This is a genomic window from Mycobacterium sp. ACS1612 (genome assembly GCF_001667505.1).
GTDB lineage: Bacteria > Actinomycetota > Actinomycetes > Mycobacteriales > Mycobacteriaceae > Mycobacterium.
Map to the genome: position 1 here is coordinate 25,628 of NZ_LZHZ01000025.1, position 18,579 is coordinate 44,206.

The window sequence follows — 18,579 nt, forward strand, 5'->3', positions numbered from 1 at the left end:
GGATAGTCGGTGGATGTGTCGCTCACACCTCCATCATGACGACTGCGGTCACCCGTCGCTGCCGCTGCCCGCCGTTTTCGCCGGGCTCGTCGCCGTTGCTGATGAAGATGGCGATGAAGTCGCCGATGAAGCTACCCGCGGTGCTCGGGATCACGGGCAGCGCCAGCGTCGCGGGCGCGCCGTCGCCGGTCGGCGGAACCAGGGCTGAGCCGATCAGCCGCGAACCGACAGGACGCTCAAAAAGAAATCTGCCGCAAGTCATTTCGGACGCTTGTCAACTTCAGTGCGGATGGGAAGCGAAAGAGCGGACCGGTTTCACCGGCCTGCGCCGGCTGCGGAGTCGATGGCGTCCGTTTCCGCGACGACGAGTACGCAGTACTCTTCGCCGGGTCCTTCCCCTCCCGCAGGTCAACGCTCGCAGCGAGTTCCCAGGTTCGTAGCGATCGGTACGGTCGTCGTCCGCGCACCTAGAGTGGGGGAATGCGCATTGCCACCGCCGTCATCGGCGTCGTCGTTTTATTGTTCGGCACGCTGTGGGCGTTGCAGGGTTTCGGCGTCGTCGGCGGCAGCCCGATGAGCAACACCACGACATGGTCGATCATCGGGCCGATCGTCGCGCTGATCGGGATCGCACTGGTCGTGGGTGCGCTGCGCCGCCGCAAATAGCGTGTCTGACCTGCGATAAAGCCGCGGGTTGGGCGTTACAGTGCCAGCGGGCGCCGCGCAGGTGATCGCCGCCGTGGCCAACGGCTTCGCCTTCCGTGCGATCAACCGCCGACAGGTTAGTAGCCGTCGATCCAAGCTCTTGTTTGCAGCTAGTTGGTGGCCTCGACAGCGGTAGCGGCGCCCACAGCTGGAACCGCGCGCGTGCTGAAATACCGTGACCGGCAGAGGATTACGTAGAGCAGGGCCGGCACAACCAAACCCACCAGCCACGACAGGTCGAACCCGATTGCCGTGGCGATCGGTCCCGTCCAGAACGTGGTCGATATGAAGGGCGCCAGGGCCAGGCAACCGACGCCGTAGGCGATCAGTCCGGGCCCGTTGAACTTCCCGTAGCGGCCCTCTGGTTCGAACAGGTCGGCGATGTCGTATTGACCGCGGCTGATCAGGTAGAAGTCGGCCAAGTTGATCGCCGACCACGGCACCAGGAATGTGATCAGGAAGAAGATGAAGTCCTCGTAGGACGAGATGAGATCTTCGGCGACGAGCGTCGCACCCACGGTGCCGATCATCCCGAGGACCAGCATGAAGCCGACGCGAAATCCGCGGGTGACGCGCAAGGTGCGCATGAAGCTGGTGAGGATCGTCAAGGTGGACATGGCGGCGCCGTAGATGTTCAGCGCGTCGATGTTGACCACCCCGACGATCAGCACCACAAGCGCGAGGATTCGAAGCCAACCGCCCGCGGTGTCGGCCGACGCTGACAGCGCTTCCACGATGGAGAGCTTGCTGTAGGCGATCTGGAGCGCGGCGCCCAACGTCATGATCCAGATTCCGGCGGCGGCGATGCCGATGTACGTGTACCAGAAGGTGGCCCGATGGCTCGTGCCCGCCGGTAGGTAGCGCGAATAGTCGGCGACATAGGGGCCGTAGGTGATGTGATAGGCGGCCACGACGCCGAGGATGAAAAAGAAACCGGTGACCGAAAACCCGCCGTGGGCCACCGCGCGCGTCCCGCTGCCCGGCCAGTGCGTGGCCAACACGATCGTCAGAACGCCGAAGGTCGCGATGAACAGCGGCGTGATCACCTTGGCGACCTTGTGCAGCACGTCGTAGCCGAAGATGACCAGGACCACCGACGCCAACGACGTGGTGAAGATCCCGAATCTTGTGCTCACACCCAACAATTCGGACATCGCCTGAGCGGCCAACACGGCCCCTCCGCCGAAGAACCCGAGATACATCGCCACGACGACCAGCATCGGGATGTTGGCGCCAAAGAAGCCGAACTGGGCGCGGCTTTGAATCATCTGAGGAAGTCCGAGGACGGGCCCTTGGGCTGAGTGGTATGCGACGAACACCGCACCGATCAGCGTGCCGACCGCGATGGCCACGACACACCACAACAGGCTCAGGTCGGTGAGGATGGCCAGCGAACCGGTGAGCAGCGTGACGCCCATGGCGTTGGCGCCGAACCAGAGGCTGGCAAGGCTGCGGGGGTGACCGTGGCGCTCATCGTGCGGGATGAAGTCGACACTGCGCGATTCGAGGAGTGGACGAGGCGAGGTGGTGTCTGGCGCGCCGGCGGGGACAGTGCCACTCATCGTTGGTCTCCAATCCATTTCGCATCGCTGCACCGTGGGGAAAGCGTGCGCCTCGTCACACCATTGGTCAAACGCATGTTTTCGATCATCTGCATGCGAAAATCAGATGATGAGTGGAATGCCGGGGACGCGGTGACGGAGCCGGCGTTCACGTTGACCCAGCTCCGATATTTCGCCGCCGCTGCCGAGCATCAGAGCATGACGGCGGCGGCGAAGGCGTTGATCGTCTCGCAGTCGGCAGTCTCGACCGCGGTCGCGCAACTCGAAAAGGAGTTGGGCGTTCAACTCCTGATCCGCCATCACGCCCGTGGTCTCACGCTGACCGCGGCCGGTGAGGCATTTCATCGCGAAGTTCGCGGACTGTTGGCACATACCCACGATCTCGCCGAAGCCGCGCGCTCAGCTGGTGAGTCGCTGACAGGCGCCTTGAGCTTCGGCTGCTTCAGCACGCTCGGCCCGTTCGAGTTGCCGCGCCTGCTGGCCGCCTACGAGGAGCAGCATCCTGGAGTCGATGTGCAGGTGGTGGAAGCCGAGCACGCGAAGCTGATCCAGTTGCTTCGGCAGGGGCGATGCGAAGTCGCACTGATGTACGGCTACGACCTGGACGAGGATCTCGACTACGAAATAGTCAACGAAGTCCGGCCCTACGTTCTGGTGGGAGCCCAGCATCGACTCGCCCGCCGTCGACAAGTGTCGTTGAAAGAGTTGGCGGACGAACCGATGGTGATCCTGGACCTGCCGAGTACCGCGAACTACATGAGCTCGATCGTGTCCTCGACCGGGCTGGCTCCGCGCATCAAGCACAGGACGACCGGTTTCGAAACGGCGCGGGCGATGGTCGCTCACGGGCACGGATTCGCGATCCTCAATCAGGTTCCGACACACGACTTGACCTATGACGGCGGACAAGTCGTGGCATTGAATATTCGCGACGAGGTCCCCGCGCTCAACATGGTGGCCGTATACATGCGCGGGGTCCGGTTGACGGCCCGAGCGCGGGCGATGGTTCAGATCTGTCAGGACCACGTCGGAAGGTGGCGAGCATCAACCGGACGCCGCTAGATCGGTTTTACAGATGTCGTGCATCGAATCTATGCGCTGTACAGATGCAGGTGGCGACTGAATCATGGAGCAATGTCGAGCCAGGAGATAGAGGTTCTCGTCGTCGGCGCCGGGCAGGCCGGGATCGCGATGAGCGAGCACCTCAGCGCGCAGGGCATACCGCACCTGGTGGTCGAACGCGACCGCATTGCCGAGCGGTGGCGCACCTCGCGGTGGGACTCGCTGGTGGCCAACGGCCCCGCATGGCACGACCGGTTCCCCGGTCAGGAGTTCAACATCGAACCCGACGCGTTCGCCACGAAGGAGCAAGTCGCGGACTACTTCGTCGCCTACGCAGAGAAGATCGACGCGCCGATCCGCACCGGGGTGGAGGTGACGTCGGTGCGAAAGGTCGAAGGCCGCATGGGGTTTCACGCCGAAACCTCCGACGGGGTCATCGAGGCGCGCTATGTGGTGGCGGCAACCGGAGCATTTCAAAAACCGATCATCCCGAACGTCGTCCCCGACACCGCGCCAGTGCGTCAGATTCACTCCAGCGAGTACCGCAATCCGCGGCAACTGCCGAACGGCGCCGTCCTGGTCGTCGGAGCGGGTTCGTCGGGAGTGCAGATCGCCGACGAACTCCACGACGCGGGCCGCAAGGTGTACCTCGCGGTCGGGCCACACGACCGGCCGCCGCGAAGCTATCGCGGTCGCGACTTTTGTTGGTGGCTGGGCGTACTCGGCAAGTGGGACGCATCGGCGCCGCCGCGCGGCGCGGAGCACGTCACCATCGCGGTCAGCGGCGCACACGGCGGACACACAGTCGACTTTCGTGCTCTCGCGTCCAGCGGCGTCACGCTGCTCGGCCTCGCCGGCGAATACACCGACGGGATCATGCATTTCGCACCGGACCTTCGGGCCAACATCGAAAAAGGCGACGCGAACTACCTGAACATCCTCGCCGAGGCCGACGCCTATATCGCCCGAAACGGCCTCGATCTTCCCGAGGAACCGCAGGCTCGCGTTCTGGGCCCGGACCCTGACTGCATGAAAAATCCGATTCTCGAACTCGACCTCGCCGCCGCCGACGTGCAATCCATCGTGTGGGCAGTCGGTTTCGAAAGTGACTACAGCTGGCTCGAGGTTGACGCATTCGACGAGAACGGAAGACCACGCCACCAACGCGGGGTGTCCTGCGAGCCCGGGGTCTATTTCCTCGGGCTACCGTGGCTGTCCCGGCGCGGATCCAGTTTCATCTGGGGCGTGTGGCACGACGCCCGATACCTCGCCGACCAGATCGCCATTCAGCGCAGCTATCTCCGCTACACCGGTGCCGAACTGGTGGGTCAGGCGGCGGACAAATGAGTACACCGCGACCGACCACGCACACCCGGATCCGCCCGTTCAACACCAAAGACACCTACCCGGAACAGAACCTCGACAACGACCTGTGCCAAGCCGTCGTGGCAGGAGGCGTGGTCTACCTGCGCGGCCAGATCGGCCAGGATCTCGATACGCGGGAATCGGTGGGCATCGGTGACGTCGAAGCGCAAGCGGAGAAAGCGATGAGCAACATCGCGATGCTGCTCGACGAGGCAGGCAGTCGGCTGGAGGACATCGTCAAGGTCACGGTGTATCTCGTCGACATCCGTTACCGCGAATCGGTGTACCGCGTGATGGGACGCTGGCTCAAGGGTGTGTATCCGGTGTCGACCGGCGTGGTGGTCGACGCGCTCGCCCGCCCCGAATGGCTGGTGGAAATCGACGCCACGGCGGTGATCAGCCAGCAGGACGACGCATCATGACGTTCTCGCTCGTCGTCCGCGACGGCTCCGCATTCGGCATGGTCATCTGTTCGTCGAGTCCTGCCGTCGCTTCTCGCTGCGCGCATCTGCGTGCCGGCGTCGGCGCCGTCGCCAGCCAGAACGTCACCAATCCACACCTGGGTGTCGTCGCGCTCGACGCACTGGCCGGCGGTGCGAACGCACAATCGGCTCTGGTTGCCGCGGTGGCCGCCGACCCGCACCACGCTCATCGCCAGTTGGTCGTCGTCGGTCGAACCGGCGGTGCCGGTGTGTACACCGGTGGCAAAGCGCTCGGCACACACCACGCGGCTATCGCGAAAGACGTAGCCGCGGCAGGCAACATGCTCCGCAGCGAGAACGTCATCGAGGAGATGCTGGCCGGATACCTCGGTTCGACGGCGCCGACGTTGGAGCGACGATTGCTCGAGAGCCTGATGGCGGCCAGTGCCGCAGGCGGTGAAGCGGGCCCGGTGCATTCGGCGGGTCTGCAGGTCACCGAGGATGTGCCGTGGCCGGTGACGGACCTGCGAGTGGATTGGCACGATGACCCGGTCGGCGAACTGCAGCGGTTGTGGGCCATCTGGGAACCCCAGAAGAGCGATTACCGCACCCGCGGCCTCGATCCCACTGTCGCACCGTCCTACGGCGTGCCGGGCGACCTATGACCGCCACCCTCGAGGACGCCGTCCGCGCGGCATGCGCCAGCACGGCCGAGCGCATCCTCGCACTGTCGCACGATCTGCACGCACACCCCGAAATCGCCTGGGAGGAAGTGCGATCGTGCGCGCGGGTCGCCGAAGATCTCGACCATGCCGGTTTCACCGTGGAAGCCGACTACACCGGGCTGCCGACCGCGTTCGCCGCGCGCCGCGGCACCGGACCGCTGCACCTTGCCGTGTGCGCCGAGTACGACGCGCTCCCCGGTCTAGGACATGCGTGCGGGCACAACATCATCGCGGCCATCTCGACCGGAAGCGCGATAGCGCTCGGACCGTATGTCGACGACCTCGGGATCACGCTGACCGTCTTCGGCACACCGGCGGAGGAAGGTGGTGGCGGCAAGATCGAGATGCTCGATCGCGGCGGCTTCACCGGGGTGCACGCCGCGGCGATGCTTCATCCCGGTCCGGTCGACGTCGCGCGCGCCGAGCCGTACGCGGTGGCGCACAACCACATTCGCTATGACGGGAAGGCCGCGCACGCAGCGGCCTATCCGGATCGGGGTGTCAACGCCGCCGACGCCTTCACCATCGCCCAGGTCGCGATCGGACTGCTTCGTCAGCAACTCCCCGGCGATGCCCGGGTACACGGGCTGATGACGAACGGAGGGGAGGCGCCCAACGCGATTCCGCAACGCACGGAGGGCCGCTGGTATGTGCGGGCCTCTTCGCTGGCCGAACTGGCCGAGCTCGAGGAGCGGGTGAACCGCTGTTTCGCGGCCGGCGCGTTGGCCACCGGATGCGAACTGACCGTTACGCCGGAGAGCAAGCCGTACGCCGAGTTCTGCAACGATGACGGCCTACTAGCCGCCTACGTCAGCCGGGCCGAACAGCTGGGTAGGCACTTCACCACCGGGCCGGACTCGTTGATGAATCGCGCGTCCACCGACATGGGCAACGTTTCCCAACAGATTCCGGCAATTCACCCCTATATCGGCATCGGATCCTTGCCCGCGGTCAATCATCAACCCGAGTTCGCGGCGGCTGCCGTCACAGCGGCGGCCGATCGCGCAACGGTGGACGGCGCCTGTGCACTTGCGCTCACGCTTCTCGATGTTGCGTCCGACTCCGGCACCCGAAGCCGGCTCATCGGCGCTGCGTGAAGAACGCTGGCGAACGGCGCAGCTGTGGTCAAGACCTGACTGTGGCGGCTGAACTAAATGTGAACGCTTGTGATCCAGCTAACACCGCGGAGGCCGCGGATCGTTTCCCATGGCGCCGGCGGCTGGGCGGTCACGCACAGGTGAGGGACGGGTGAGCGCCGGCGCGAAGTTTGCTGGCGTGTCGGGTGTGATCTACGGCTCACTTTCGCCCGCAAACATAAGAAAGCGTTACCGAAGCGTTGTCGGCAATTGATCTCTAACCGATTGCCAGGGCGACGAATATGCATGTTGACAGGGTGAGTTGGATTGCCGGTCAAACGTAACGACTACATAACGAAGAGTTTCCTAAGCGCCGTCTGAGAGGATCGGCGGTATTTCTGCGGATCGACGAAGTCACCCGGCCGTAACACACATTTCCGTCGCTAGACTCGTTTCAGATCGCGCTGAACAGGCGCTGATAGACGTGAAATCTAGGGCCGGTGCACGCCATACCGGCGGAGGTACCTATGAAGATGGCTAACTTTTTGTTGCCCAAGGGCATTAGCGAGTCGCATGTGAATGCTGAGTCGATCGAGGACCCGCACGCCGAACTTGTAGGCACGGTCGCGGTTCAGCGCGGCCCGATCGGCGGCATCGCGACGGGCGACGTCGTCGTCGTCACCAACTACGGCGACGACAGCGTCTCATTCCTCAACCCCCACACCATGGCCGTCGAGAAGACCATCGGCGTCCCCGGTGAGCCGTTCGGCGTCGTTCTCTCGAACGACCGCGCCTACGTCAGCACCTCGACCGAGAACCACGACATCGTCTCGGTGATCGACACGACCGCCGGGACCGTCATCGCGACCTATCCGTTGGCGTTCGGCATCACGGCGCTGGCGATCAGCCCGGACGGTAAGCGGGTCTACGCCGGCAGGACCGCCGATGACCATGTGGACGTCGCGGTCATCGACACCACCGCCGAGCGGGTGGGCACCATCGACGTCGCGGCGGGCGGGGGCATCGGTATCGACGCTGTCATGGTCGATCCGAGCGGTAAGCGGCTGTATGTCGCCACCACCGACGTCCGCGGGAGCCAACTCGTCGTCATCGACGCCGAAACCACCCGCGTCGACCGCAAGGTGTCGGTCGGCGCCCCCATCCGCGACATCGCCTTCGCTGACGGCAGTGTGTACGTCCTGACTTCCGATCGCACCCACGGCGGTGCGATCAGCGTCGTCGACATGTCGAGCAGCTATGTCACCGACATCATCGAACTGGGCATCGGCGCGCCGACCCAGATGGTGCTTGGACCGGACAAGACCCGTGCCTACGTGGTCGACTACGACCGCGTCGCGGTAGTCTGCACGCTGTCGCACGACATCGTCACCGATATCACCGTCGGAGCCCGCCCCTCTTGTGTGGCAGTCGATTCCGACGGTGACCGGCTCGTGATCGCCGACTACGCGGGCACTGTCAGCGTGTTCGCCGTTGCATCGACGCTGCCGCAGCTGTATTCGCAACTGGTGGCCACCGAGCCGATCGCGCAACTGTTGCCGGCTGCCGGCTAGTCACTCCCTTCGCGAGCGACCGCACGGGGCTCAACGCCAGGTGTAGCGGGTCTTTGGTCGCCCGGCCTTGCCGTAGTCGGTCTGCCGGACGACGGTGCCCTCGTCGGCGAGCCGCTCCAGGTAGCGCCAGGCGGTCACTCTCGACACACCGACCTGTTTGGCCACCGCGTCGGCGGTGATGCCCTCGGCGGAATCCCTTACGGCGCGGGCGATCTCGTCGTTGGTGCCCGGCGCCGCACCCTTCGGGGCGGCGGATTTGTCGGAGCTGACCCGTAATTCGGCCAGTGCCCGGTCGACCTCGGCCTGGCTGGCCGCGTCGGTGCCCGCGGGCAGGGCCTCGCGGTAGCGCTGGTAGCGCTCCAACCGGTCGCGGAAGGCCGCGAAGGTGAACGGCTTCAGCAGATACGCCAACGCGCCGTGGCCGACCGCGGCGCGCACCATCTCCAGGTCGCGTTCGGAGGTGATCGCGATGATGTCGGGCGCGGGACGCAGCCCAGACAGTCCCGATGCCAGTGCGATGCCGTTCGCGTCGGGCAGCCCGATGTCGAGCAGCACCAGATCGATCGGCGTCTCGGAGGCCACCGCCTCCGATGCGGCCCGCATGGCATCGCGTGCGGTGTGCGCCACCGCGGCCACCGAAAATCCCTGCAGCCGACCAAGATACGTCCGGTGCGCCTCGGCGATCAGCGGCTCGTCCTCGACGATCAGGACGCTGATCACGATGTCACCGTCACCGTCACCACCGAGCCGTATGTCACGTCGGCACTCAACGTCCCGTGGTGGCGCTTCACCACTTGCGCCACCAGGGCCAGCCCTAGGCCGTGCTGTTCGGGATCCGAGCCCTTCGTCGAATAGCCGCGCTGCATAGCCTTTTCGAACGTTTCCGCATTCATGCCTGGCCCGCTGTCGGCCACCCGCATCAGCAGTGTGCCGTTGTGCTGGGCGACGGTCACCTCTACCCAGGGATTGTCGCGGTCGCAGGCGTCCATTGCGTTGTCGATCAGGTTGCCGAGCACGGTGACCATCTCCTGCGCTGTCAGGGCGAGTTCGTCGGAATTCGACGGCAGATGCGTCTCCTCGGTGACGGTCAACTCGATGCCGCGCTCGTCGGCCTGCGCGGTCTTGCCGAGCAGCAGCGCGACCAGGGCGGGCTCACCGACGGCCTCGGACAACCGGTCCACGAGTTGTTGTGACAGCGCCAATTCATTGGTCGCGAACTTGACCGCTTCGTCGGCCCGGCCCATCTCGACCATCGTGACGATCGTGTGCAGTTTGTTGGCCGCCTCGTGTGCCTGCGATCGCAGCGAGTCGGTCAGCACCTTCAGCGAGTTGAGTTCGCCTAGGGCGCCCTGCAATTCGGTGCGATCGCGGATGGTGACGACTTCGGACTCGTTCGGTCCGTCCGTGACAGGGGAGCGGTTGACCACCAGTACCCGATCGTCGGTCACGTGCACCTCGTCACGCGCACCCGGGTTGTAGCTGCGCAGGAACTGCGGCAGGTCCGCTTGCGCGACGGGGCCGGGCGGCAGCCCGAGCAGCCTGCGGGCTTCGTCGTTGACCAGCGCGACACCGTTGCGGTTCAACACGATCAGTCCCTCGGACACCGAATGCAGGATCGCGTCGTGGTGTTCGTACATCACCCGCAGCTCGCCGGGGCGCAGGCCGTGTGTCTGCCGCAACAACCGGCGCCGGATGGCCCACACCCCCACCAGCGCGATCGCCAGCGCGGCGAGGCTGGCCGCGACGATGATCGGGATCTGCGAGCGCCAGCGGTCGGCCAGGCTCTGCTGCAGGATGCCCGCCGACACCAGCCCGACGATGCGGCCGGTGCCGTCGCGCACGGGCGCCACCGCGCGGATCGACGGGCCCAGCGTGCCCGTGTACACCTCGGTGAACGTTTCGCCGCGCAGCGCGGGTTCGATGGTGCCGATGTATTTCAGGCCGATCTGGGTCGGGTCGGTGTGAGTGAAGCGGGTGCGGTCCGGCGCCATGATTGTGATGAACGCGATATCGGTGTTCATCCGGACGGCCTCGGTGACGGGCTGCAAAGTCTCGGTCGCTCTTCCCGATTCGATCGCAGTTGCCGTCGACGGCGAGTCGGCCAGCGCGGTGGCGATGCCGAGCACCTGCTGACGCGCGGCGGCGTCCCCGTCGTTGCGGGCGTCGACCAAAGCCAGCGCACTGCCGACCAGCACCACCACCGCGATCACCAGGATCTGCAGCGCGATCGCCTGGGTCGCCAGAGACCAGGGCCGCCGTCGGTTCACGGATTCATCTTCGCCGCCCGTCGGGCCGATCGCGGAGGATCGGCGCGCGTGGATAGCATCGGCGGCTATGTGGCCACCTCCGCAGCCGCCAGGCTGGTACCCAGATCCTCGAGGTGTGCCTGGCCAGGCCTATTGGGACGGTACGCAATGGCAGTTCCCGCCACAGCGGCGCTCGGGTTCGCGTTGGACGGTCGCCGCCATCATCTTCGGCGTCATCGCCGCGGCCGTGGGCCTCCTCTACATGTCAGCGGTCGGCCAAAAGGCCATTCAGAAATCGACATCGAACCAGTCGAGTGAGTCAGCGCCAGCGCCGCAGAAACCGGTCGAGGTGCGACTCAACCAGGAAGGCCGCGACGGCAACCTGGCGTTCGTCGTCACTGGCGTCGACACCGCGCAGCGGACCGTCAACGTCCACCTCACAGTGAAGAACGCGGGCAACCGCCACGCGGTGTTCTGGACCGACAACCAGCGATTGTGGATCGGCGGGCAGTGGTTCATGCCCGATAAGGCCGCCGCGGCCAAGGCGGGCACGACGAGTGTGAAACTGGATCCCGGCAAGTCGGCAACCGTCGTGCTGGCGTTTCAAGTGCCGTCGGGGAACGCCGCCGTCGACCACATCGAACTGCACGACGCTGCGGTGTCCGCAGGCATCACCGTCGTCGCGCACCCCTAGCCGAGTTCCTCGGCCGCGATGGCAAAGATTTCGTCGCCGGACCCGATGGCGACGAAATGGCCTGCGCCTTCGACGGGATGCCACACCGCACCCGACATGGAGTCAGCCACTGCCTTGTTGATGGGGTCGGGCACCAGTCGGTCGTCGAGTCCCTGCCACATGTGCACAGAACGGTTGATCACAGAGACATCAAAAGACCAACGGCGATAGAGCACTTCGGCGTCGCGCACAAGTCCGTCACAGCCGTGTGCGAAGCATTCGGCGCACGCGTCGGCGAAGCCTGCCGCGATGTCTGGTTGAAGCAAGAGTTTACGGTCGTAGTCGTTGAGGTTGTTGCGGATCTGCTTGACGAAGCCGGCGGGGAAGCGTTTCGCGGACACGCCGAGCATGGCGTACATGAGCCGGAAGCCAGGTTTGAAACGCAATGCCAGGCTTGCACCCAGCGCGTCGATCTTCGAAAGATATTGCGCCGCAGAGTTGTCGCCGAACGCCCCGTAGCTTCCCGGAGCGATGCTGCTGACGTGGCGAAGGCGGGCCGGATCGATGTAGGCGGCAGCCGCCAGGGCCCATGGGCCGCCCTCGGACCAGCCCGTCACTCCGAATTCGCGGTATCCCAGTTGATCGGCGACTGCGACGAGGTCGTCGGCCCAGCCGGAGTAGCTGCGTTGCTTCTGCGGACTCGACTGGCCCATGCCCGGCCGATCGACGCAGACCAGTCGCAGCCGATTGTTGGCCGCTGAATCTGCGAGGAGGTGGGCCTCGAGCCGGCTGCTGGGCCCGCCGTGGTTGTGCAGGACGAGCGGCCCATTTCGATCTCCCACTTCGAGGCATGACAGCCGACGGCCGTCGGGGAGGGTGACTTCGGTAACCGACTCGTCCACGTTGCACAGGCTAGGACGACGCAGCGAGCACAATGCGCAAAACTCGGAAAATGGCTGTTACGCGGGTTGTGCGCACGACCGAGCCACCGGCGCTGCGAGTCCATAGCGTCTTGTGCAGACCGAAGAACCAACCTCGCGAAGGGATATCGAAATGACCGCAATGCTGAATGAAGTCGCCGCGTGGTTCCGCGTCGGATACCCGGCGGACGCACCGCGGGCTGGCCACGCTGCGCTTTTCGCGTTGTGCCCTGCGGCCGCCGGAGTGGTAGGGCGGTCGCACGCAGTCTAACGGGCGGGCGGGAAGCGGGGGCTGGTGACACCGACCGGCCCCCGCTTCTTTTTGTGGCGAACCCTTTGCGGTGCTGGGGTATTGGTCCTTACGCGTGCCGATGCCCTCTGGCCCGGAGTTTCGGCGGCGCGAACTTAATGAACTAAAACGTGACCTGGCTCACCATCTGGCCGAGAGTCCTTGCAGACCACTTTTCGGATCTGCTTGGAGGGAACGACCGTGACCACGCAACTGGACAGGCCGCCGGTAGACGAGCCGCCGCGCCGCCGCGACCGCACCCACTGGCTCTACATCGCCGTCATCGTCGCGGTGCTGGCAGGCATCGTCGTGGGTCTGGTGGCCCCCGAGGTCGGCAAGAGCGTCGGCGTGCTCGGCACTATGTTCGTCAACCTGATCAAGATGATGATCGCGCCGGTCATCTTCTGCACGATCGTGCTTGGCATCGGGTCGGTACGCAAAGCCGCCACCGTCGGCAAGGTGGGCGGCCTGGCGTTCGTCTACTTCCTGGTGATGTCGACGTTCGCGCTGGCGATCGGCCTGGTGGTCGGCAACCTGATCCACCCCGGCAGCGGCATGCATCTGACCGAGAGCGCCGCGGGTAAGGGCGCCGAACTCGCCGAGAAGGCGCACGAGGCCGGCGGTCTGATGGACTTCGTGCAGGGCATCATTCCGGAGACCCTGTTCTCGTCGCTGACCGCAGGCAGTGTGCTGCAGGCGCTGTTCGTGGCGCTGCTCGTCGGGTTCGCGCTGCAGGCGATGGGCCGCACCGGTGAGCCGATCCTGCGCGGCATCGAGTATCTGCAGAAGCTGGTCTTCAAGGTCCTGGTGATGATCCTGTGGCTGGCCCCGATCGGCGCGTTCGGCGCGATCGCCAATGTCGTCGGCCAGACCGGCTGGACCGCGGTCACCCAGTTGTTGACGCTGATGCTCGGGTTCTACGTGACGTGCGTGCTGTTCGTGTTCGGCGTGCTTGGTGTGCTGCTGCGGGTGGTGTCCGGCGTCTCGATCTTCAAGCTGGTGCGCTACCTGGCCCGCGAGTACCTGCTGATCTTCTCCACTTCGTCGTCGGAGTCGGCGCTACCGCGGCTGATCGCCAAGATGGAGCATCTCGGCGTCGACCGCAGCACCGTCGGTGTCGTGGTGCCGACCGGCTACTCGTTCAACCTGGACGGCACGGCCATCTACCTGACCATGGCGTCGCTGTTCATCGCCAATGCGCTGGGCGCGCCGCTGTCCGTGGGTCAGCAGATCGGCCTGCTGGTCTTCATGATCGTCGCGTCCAAGGGCGCCGCCGGTGTCACCGGCGCGGGGCTGGCCACGCTGGCAGGGGGGCTGCAGAGCCACCGCCCGGACCTGCTCGACGGCGTCGGCCTGATCGTCGGCATCGACCGGTTCATGTCGGAGGCGCGCGCGGTGACGAACTTCTCGGGTAACGCGGTCGCGACGGTGTTGGTGGGTGCCTGGACCAAGACGATCGACCGGGACAGGGTGAACGCCGTTCTGGGTGGATCCGACCCGTTCGACGAACTCACCATGGTTGACGACGATCGCGCGCCGCACGCCGCAGAGCCGACGCAGGAGCGAATCCCTGTGCCGGTGTAGGGCGTGCGAAAGAAGGGCCCGGCCGCGCCCCTCCGGCCGGGCCCTTCTGCTGTCTCGAAAACGCAATCTGCCCGCAGTTTCGGCGGTGTTACGAAGTTTTTGAAATTCCTTTGAACCCCCTGCGACCTCCCCCCGTTGAACCGGCTGACACCGACCCAACGGACAGAACGGAGGCTCGCAATGCGTGCCATCTTGCTCACACTCATCGCCATGGCCACAGCGGCCTGCGGATTGATCCTTGCGCCTGCAGGTTTCGCGGAAGCGGCGGAATCCGCAGTGGTGACCATCGGCGAACTCGAGGCCCAGGGGTTCGACGTGAAGGTCGACCGCGTCGGCAGCGCGCCGCTGTCCCAATGTGTGGTCACCAACGTGCGGAACCCAAGGAACCGAACGGAATTCGTGCCGGTGCTGGGTGATCGCGATCGAGACGGCGTCGTCCCTGTGATCGTCGACCGCACGGTCACGGTTTCACTGGACTGCTCGGCTCGCTGACCCGATGAAGACCCGGCTTGGAGTGTTCCGGCCGGGTTTTCTTCGGCCGCCTACTGCCCGGCGATACCCTGAAAGAGGTTGTCCACCAATGCGTCAACGAATTCGTCGGTCAGCTGTTGATCGGGAAGAAGTAATCGGTGATAGCAGGCGCCCCACAGCTGATCGACGACCGTCTCCGGATCCAGCGTGGCGCGCAGCTGGCCGCGGGTCTTGGCTGTTTCCATGGCCGCCACGGCTTTTTCCCGCCGCGGTCCCGAATAACGTTGTAAATAGGCTGCTTTCAGCTCAGGATCCGATTGCGCCTGGCCGATCAACTCGCCGATCACCCGGCCCGCGGGGCTGTCGCGGATGACGCCCAGGAATGTGTGCAATTGCACCCGCAGATCGGCCTCGACGTCGCCGGTGTCCGGGAAGTCGAGTTGCGGGTCGACCCGATGAAAGTAGCCGTCGAGCGCCAACGCGCCCTTGGAGGGCCACCACTTGTAGATGGTCATCTTGCTGGCGCCGGAGAGCCTGGCGACCTTGTCGATGGTGAAACCCGCCATTCCCTCGTCGAACAGCAGCACGGCCGCGGCCTCGAGGATCTGCGCGCGCACTTCTGCCGCGGGGCGACGACCGCGCCCGCGACGGTGTGGTTCGGCCAAGAGCGACTCCTCCTCCGGGAATATATGGACGGATCGTACACTTGCTGTCTGATATGGACGCAACGTACACAACGAAGGAGATCGAAATGACCGACCGTATTGCCATCGTCACCGGCGCCTCAGGCGGAATCGGCCACGCTGTCGCGGTCGGTCTGGCCGAGGCGGGGATGGCCGTCGCAGTGCACTACGCAGGCAACCGTGACCGGGCCCAGGCCGTCGCCGACGAGATCACCGCGGCAGGAGGCCGCGCCATCGTCTTCGGCGCGGACGTCGCCGACGAAGCGGAGGTCGCCGCGCTGTTCGACCGGGTCGAGGCCGAGTTCGGCGGTGTCGACGTGGTGGTCAACACCGCGGGGATCATGCTGCTGTCGCCGCTGGCCGAACTGGATCTCGACGACTTCGACCGCATGCACCGCACCAACGTGCGTGGCACATTCGTGGTGAGCCAGCAGGCCGCGCGGCGGGTCCGCAAGGGCGGCGCCATCATCAACTTCTCGACCTCGGTCACCAAGTTGGCCGTACCGGGCTACACCGGCTACGCCGCCACCAAGGGCGCCGTCGACGCGATGACGCTGATCCTCGCCAAGGAGATGCGGGGCCGCGACGTGACCGTCAACGCCGTCGCACCCGGACCCACCGCCACCCCGCTGTATTTCGAGGGCAAGTCGCAAGAGGTGATCGACCGCGCCGCGGCGGCCTCTCCGCTCGAGCGCCTCGGTGAGCCCGCCGATATCGCCGAGGCCGTCGCCTTCCTCGCCGGACCCGCCCGCTGGGTGAACGGACAAATCATCTATGTGAACGGAGGAGTGATCTGATCATGAGCACACCGAAAGTCGTTCTCGTCACCGGCGCCTCGAGCGGATTCGGTGCGATGACGGTCCGCGCCCTCGCCGACGCCAAACACCTTGTCTACGCGGGGATGCGGGACATCGCAGGCCGGAACGCACAGGCCGCGGCGGCGGCCAGGCGCTACGCCGACGAGCACGGCGTGACGCTGCGGCCGATCGAGATGGACGTGACTGACCAAACCTCGGTCGACGGCGCGGTGGCGGCGGTGCTCGCCGAGGTGTGCCGTGTCGACGTCGTCGTGCACAACGCCGGGCACATGGTGCTCGGCCCGACGGAGGCGTTCACGCCTGAGCAGGTTGCCGACGTTTACGACATCAACGTGTTGTCCACCCAACGCGTCAACCGGGCGGTGTTGCCTGCCATGCGAGCCCGGCGCGACGGGCTCGTGGTGTGGGTCGGTTCGTCGAGTTCACGCGGTGGCACGCCGCCGTACCTCGGACCGTACTTCGCGGCCAAGGCGGCTGAGGATGCGCTGGCGGTCAGTTATGCCGCGGAGCTGACCCGGTTCGGGGTCGAGACGACGATCGTCGTGCCCGGGGCGTTCACGTCGGGCACCAATCACTTCGTCAACGCGGGAGCCCCCGCCGACCGGTACATCGCGTCCGCCTACGAAGCCGAGTACGCCGGGTTGATGGACGAGGTCGGCAAGAGGCTCGCCGAGCTGGAACCCGACGACGCGGACCCGGTCGAGGTGGCCAGGCAGATCGTGAAAGTCGTTGACACACCGAAGGGTTCGCGGCCGTTCCGGGTGTACGTCGATCCTGCCGACGATGGCGCCGAGGAGGTGTTCCGGGTCGGCGACCGCGTGCGTGAGGGTTTCTTTCAGCGGATCGGGATGCCGGATCTGCTCACTGTGAGCAGTTCAGCGTCACCGAGATCGACTGGCTGGTGACCACCTGGACGAGCACGCGATCGCCGTCCCGGCCCGGCCCGGAGTAGGGCAGCCACTGCTTGACCTGCTGCGGGTTCCTGACGTTGGTCACCACGCACTGGTCCATCGACCCGGTGCCGATCTTGTCGATGTTGACCGTGTAGCCCTCGCTCTGCAGCCGGTTGATCACTTCTTGCGCAGTCTCTTCGGCGTACGCGACGCCCGCCGGGGCAACGACCGCTCCACACACACCCACGACCCCGAGCATCAACCTGGTCCGCATGGTCCTATGGTCCTCCCTCTGCCGAGCAGACGCAAAGGACCCCTACCGCTCGGCGCGCTGGTAGGCCGTCACCACCGCGGCGCCCCCGAGGCCGATGTTGTGCTGCAGCGCGGCGGTGACGTTGTCCACCTGACGTTTGTCGGCGGTGCCGCGCAACTGCCACGTCAACTCCGCGCACTGCGCGAGCCCGGTCGCCCCGAGGGGGTGGCCCTTGGAGATGAGCCCGCCGGACGGATTGACCACCCAGCGGCCGCCGTAGGTGGTGTCGTTGTTGTCGATCAGCTTCGGGGCCTCGCCTTCCCCGCACAGCCCGAGCGCCTCGTACAGCAGCAACTCGTTGGCCGAGAAGCAGTCGTGCAGCTCGATCACCTGGAAGTCGCTCGGCCCGAGACCGGACTGCTCGTAAACCTTTTGTGCGGCTTGCACATTCATGTCGTAGCCGATCAGGTTCTTGGCGCTGCCGTCGAAGGTGGACTGGAAGTCGGTGGTCATCGCCTGCCCGACGATTTCCACTGCCTTCTCTGTCAGCCCGTGCTTGTCGACGAACGCCTCGCTGGCCACGATCGCCGCGCCGGAACCGTCCGACGTCGGTGAGCACTGCAGCTTGGTCAGCGGGTCGGAGATCATCTTGGCCGCCAGGATGTCGTCGAGCGAATACTCCTCCTGGAACTGCGCGTACGGGTTGTTCACCGAATGCTTGTGGTTCTTCAACCCGATCTTCGCGAAATGCTCTGCGGTGGTGCCGTATTGACGCATGTGCTCGCGTCCGGCCGCGCCGAACATCCACGGCGCGACGGGGAAGGCGAACTCGTCGATCTCGGCCATCGCCTTGACGTGCCTACCCATCGGCGACTCCCGGTCCTCGGCGCCGCCCTGCAGCGGGCCGGGTTGCATCTTCTCGAAGCCCAGTGCAATCGCGCAGTCCGCCAGCCCGCCGCGGATCGTCTGCGCCGCAAGGAACAACGCGGTCGAACCCGTCGAGCAGTTGTTGTTGACGTTGACGATCGGGATGCCCGTCATGCCGAGTTCGTACAGCGCGCGGTTGCCGGAGGTCGAGTCGCCTGCGACGTATCCGACGAAGCCCTGTTCGACCTCGGAGAAGTCGATGCCCGCGTCGTTCAATGCGTTGGTGCCCGATTCGCGCGCCATGTCGGGGTAGTCCCAGCCCTCGCGGCGGCCCGGCTTTTCGAACTTCGTCATCCCCACACCGACGACGAACACTTTGTTTGGCATGCCATCG

20 protein-coding genes are annotated in these 18,579 nt (G+C 65.5%); 12 read left to right on the forward strand and 8 right to left on the reverse strand.

The genetic code is table 11. The features are described 5' to 3' along the window. Window positions 1-22: 22 nt before the first annotated feature. Window positions 23-262, reverse strand: coding sequence for a hypothetical protein (locus A5724_RS10090; protein WP_067800185.1), 240 nt, complete (start codon window positions 260-262; stop codon window positions 23-25). A 218-nt stretch (window positions 263-480) separates the two neighbouring features. On the opposite strand from A5724_RS10090, the gene A5724_RS10095 reads away from it, so the two are divergent. After that, complete coding sequence (locus A5724_RS10095; protein WP_067800187.1) at window positions 481-666, forward strand: hypothetical protein; 186 nt, start codon at window positions 481-483, stop codon at window positions 664-666. 149 nt (window positions 667-815) lie between these two features. On the opposite strand, the gene A5724_RS10100 is transcribed toward A5724_RS10095, so the two are convergent. Beyond that, entirely contained in the window at window positions 816-2,267 is a 1,452-nt protein-coding gene (locus A5724_RS10100) for a cytosine permease (protein WP_067800189.1), read from the reverse strand. A gap of 93 nt (window positions 2,268-2,360) precedes the next feature. On the opposite strand from A5724_RS10100, the gene A5724_RS10105 reads away from it, so the two are divergent. The 6 genes from A5724_RS10105 to A5724_RS10130 all read left to right on the forward strand — a co-directional run bounded on the left by A5724_RS10105 (window position 2,361) and on the right by A5724_RS10130 (window position 8,488). After that, complete coding sequence (locus tag A5724_RS10105; RefSeq protein WP_067800461.1) at window positions 2,361-3,329, forward strand: LysR family transcriptional regulator; 969 nt, start codon at window positions 2,361-2,363, stop codon at window positions 3,327-3,329. A 72-nt stretch (window positions 3,330-3,401) separates the two neighbouring features. Next, entirely contained in the window at window positions 3,402-4,676 is a 1,275-nt protein-coding gene (locus A5724_RS10110; RefSeq protein WP_067800193.1) for an NAD(P)/FAD-dependent oxidoreductase, read from the forward strand. Further along, entirely contained in the window at window positions 4,673-5,116 is a 444-nt protein-coding gene (locus A5724_RS10115; protein ID WP_067800194.1) for a RidA family protein, read from the forward strand. The genes A5724_RS10110 and A5724_RS10115 overlap by 4 nt, the downstream gene beginning before the upstream one ends. Then, on the forward strand, window positions 5,113-5,781 hold the full coding sequence (locus tag A5724_RS10120) for a DUF1028 domain-containing protein (protein ID WP_067800197.1): 669 nt from the start codon (window positions 5,113-5,115) through the stop codon (window positions 5,779-5,781). The genes A5724_RS10115 and A5724_RS10120 overlap by 4 nt, the downstream gene beginning before the upstream one ends. Next, window positions 5,778-6,938: a M20 family metallopeptidase gene (locus tag A5724_RS10125; protein ID WP_067800200.1), complete on the forward strand. Its 1,161-nt coding sequence runs from the start codon at window positions 5,778-5,780 to the stop codon at window positions 6,936-6,938. The genes A5724_RS10120 and A5724_RS10125 overlap by 4 nt, the downstream gene beginning before the upstream one ends. Window positions 6,939-7,444: 506 nt before the next feature. Further along, window positions 7,445-8,488: a YncE family protein gene (locus A5724_RS10130; protein ID WP_067800202.1), complete on the forward strand. Its 1,044-nt coding sequence runs from the start codon at window positions 7,445-7,447 to the stop codon at window positions 8,486-8,488. Between the two features lie 30 nt (window positions 8,489-8,518). Here A5724_RS10130 and A5724_RS10135 read toward each other — a convergent pair whose 3' ends face one another. Further along, the gene (locus tag A5724_RS10135) at window positions 8,519-9,208 is read right to left on the reverse strand and encodes a response regulator (RefSeq protein ID WP_197518607.1); all 690 of its coding nucleotides are present in this window, start codon (window positions 9,206-9,208) and stop codon (window positions 8,519-8,521) included. Beyond that, window positions 9,205-10,755, reverse strand: a complete 1,551-nt coding sequence (locus A5724_RS10140) for a sensor histidine kinase (RefSeq protein ID WP_067800208.1) — start codon at window positions 10,753-10,755, stop codon at window positions 9,205-9,207. The genes A5724_RS10135 and A5724_RS10140 overlap by 4 nt, the downstream gene beginning before the upstream one ends. Window positions 10,756-10,822: 67 nt before the next feature. On the opposite strand from A5724_RS10140, the gene A5724_RS33675 reads away from it, so the two are divergent. Next, a complete protein-coding gene (locus tag A5724_RS33675) occupies window positions 10,823-11,428 on the forward strand; it encodes a DUF4352 domain-containing protein (protein WP_156752222.1) in 606 nt (201 codons plus the stop codon). On the opposite strand, the gene A5724_RS10150 is transcribed toward A5724_RS33675, so the two are convergent. Then, a complete protein-coding gene (locus A5724_RS10150; RefSeq protein WP_067800211.1) occupies window positions 11,425-12,309 on the reverse strand; it encodes an alpha/beta fold hydrolase in 885 nt (294 codons plus the stop codon). The two genes, A5724_RS33675 and A5724_RS10150, sit on opposite strands and share 4 nt — an antisense overlap. A 508-nt stretch (window positions 12,310-12,817) precedes the next feature. Here A5724_RS10150 and A5724_RS10155 point away from each other — a divergent pair. Both A5724_RS10155 and A5724_RS10160 read left to right on the forward strand, forming a co-directional pair. Continuing rightward, complete coding sequence (locus A5724_RS10155; protein ID WP_067800212.1) at window positions 12,818-14,200, forward strand: cation:dicarboxylate symporter family transporter; 1,383 nt, start codon at window positions 12,818-12,820, stop codon at window positions 14,198-14,200. 180 nt (window positions 14,201-14,380) lie between these two features. Next, the gene (locus A5724_RS10160) at window positions 14,381-14,692 is read left to right on the forward strand and encodes a hypothetical protein (RefSeq protein WP_156752218.1); all 312 of its coding nucleotides are present in this window, start codon (window positions 14,381-14,383) and stop codon (window positions 14,690-14,692) included. Window positions 14,693-14,742: 50 nt separating this feature from the next. On the opposite strand, the gene A5724_RS10165 is transcribed toward A5724_RS10160, so the two are convergent. Continuing rightward, on the reverse strand, window positions 14,743-15,276 hold the full coding sequence (locus tag A5724_RS10165) for a TetR/AcrR family transcriptional regulator (RefSeq protein WP_156752223.1): 534 nt from the start codon (window positions 15,274-15,276) through the stop codon (window positions 14,743-14,745). Between the two features lie 146 nt (window positions 15,277-15,422). Here A5724_RS10165 and A5724_RS10170 point away from each other — a divergent pair, with 146 nt between their 5' ends. Together A5724_RS10170 and A5724_RS10175 are read left to right on the forward strand one after the other, a co-directional pair. After that, entirely contained in the window at window positions 15,423-16,151 is a 729-nt protein-coding gene (locus A5724_RS10170; RefSeq protein ID WP_067800470.1) for an SDR family oxidoreductase, read from the forward strand. Window positions 16,152-16,153: 2 nt separating this feature from the next. Then, complete coding sequence (locus A5724_RS10175) at window positions 16,154-17,077, forward strand: SDR family oxidoreductase (RefSeq protein ID WP_067800217.1); 924 nt, start codon at window positions 16,154-16,156, stop codon at window positions 17,075-17,077. On the opposite strand, the gene A5724_RS10180 is transcribed toward A5724_RS10175, so the two are convergent. Together A5724_RS10180 and A5724_RS10185 are read right to left on the reverse strand one after the other, a co-directional pair. Continuing rightward, the gene (locus tag A5724_RS10180) at window positions 17,034-17,339 is read right to left on the reverse strand and encodes a hypothetical protein (RefSeq protein WP_067800220.1); all 306 of its coding nucleotides are present in this window, start codon (window positions 17,337-17,339) and stop codon (window positions 17,034-17,036) included. The two genes, A5724_RS10175 and A5724_RS10180, sit on opposite strands and share 44 nt — an antisense overlap. A gap of 42 nt (window positions 17,340-17,381) precedes the next feature. Then, window positions 17,382-18,572, reverse strand: coding sequence for a lipid-transfer protein (locus tag A5724_RS10185; protein ID WP_067800223.1), 1,191 nt, complete (start codon window positions 18,570-18,572; stop codon window positions 17,382-17,384). Between the last annotated feature and the right edge of the window lie 7 nt (window positions 18,573-18,579).

Coding starts and splice junctions, on each gene's coding strand:
- A5724_RS10180 (WP_067800220.1), bottom strand. CDS start 17,339: ATGCGGACCAGGTTGATGCTCGGGGTCGTGGGTGTGTGTGGAGCGGTC.
- A5724_RS10170 (WP_067800470.1), top strand. CDS start 15,423: ATGACCGACCGTATTGCCATCGTCACCGGCGCCTCAGGCGGAATCGGC.
- A5724_RS10100 (WP_067800189.1), bottom strand. CDS start 2,267: ATGAGTGGCACTGTCCCCGCCGGCGCGCCAGACACCACCTCGCCTCGT.
- A5724_RS10120 (WP_067800197.1), top strand. CDS start 5,113: ATGACGTTCTCGCTCGTCGTCCGCGACGGCTCCGCATTCGGCATGGTC.
- A5724_RS10110 (WP_067800193.1), top strand. CDS start 3,402: ATGTCGAGCCAGGAGATAGAGGTTCTCGTCGTCGGCGCCGGGCAGGCC.
- A5724_RS10185 (WP_067800223.1), bottom strand. CDS start 18,572: ATGCCAAACAAAGTGTTCGTCGTCGGTGTGGGGATGACGAAGTTCGAA.
- A5724_RS10160 (WP_156752218.1), top strand. CDS start 14,381: ATGCGTGCCATCTTGCTCACACTCATCGCCATGGCCACAGCGGCCTGC.
- A5724_RS10175 (WP_067800217.1), top strand. CDS start 16,154: ATGAGCACACCGAAAGTCGTTCTCGTCACCGGCGCCTCGAGCGGATTC.
- A5724_RS10095 (WP_067800187.1), top strand. CDS start 481: ATGCGCATTGCCACCGCCGTCATCGGCGTCGTCGTTTTATTGTTCGGC.
- A5724_RS10090 (WP_067800185.1), bottom strand. CDS start 262: ATGACTTGCGGCAGATTTCTTTTTGAGCGTCCTGTCGGTTCGCGGCTG.
- A5724_RS10125 (WP_067800200.1), top strand. CDS start 5,778: ATGACCGCCACCCTCGAGGACGCCGTCCGCGCGGCATGCGCCAGCACG.
- A5724_RS10115 (WP_067800194.1), top strand. CDS start 4,673: ATGAGTACACCGCGACCGACCACGCACACCCGGATCCGCCCGTTCAAC.
- A5724_RS33675 (WP_156752222.1), top strand. CDS start 10,823: ATGTGGCCACCTCCGCAGCCGCCAGGCTGGTACCCAGATCCTCGAGGT.
- A5724_RS10105 (WP_067800461.1), top strand. CDS start 2,361: ATGCGAAAATCAGATGATGAGTGGAATGCCGGGGACGCGGTGACGGAG.
- A5724_RS10130 (WP_067800202.1), top strand. CDS start 7,445: ATGAAGATGGCTAACTTTTTGTTGCCCAAGGGCATTAGCGAGTCGCAT.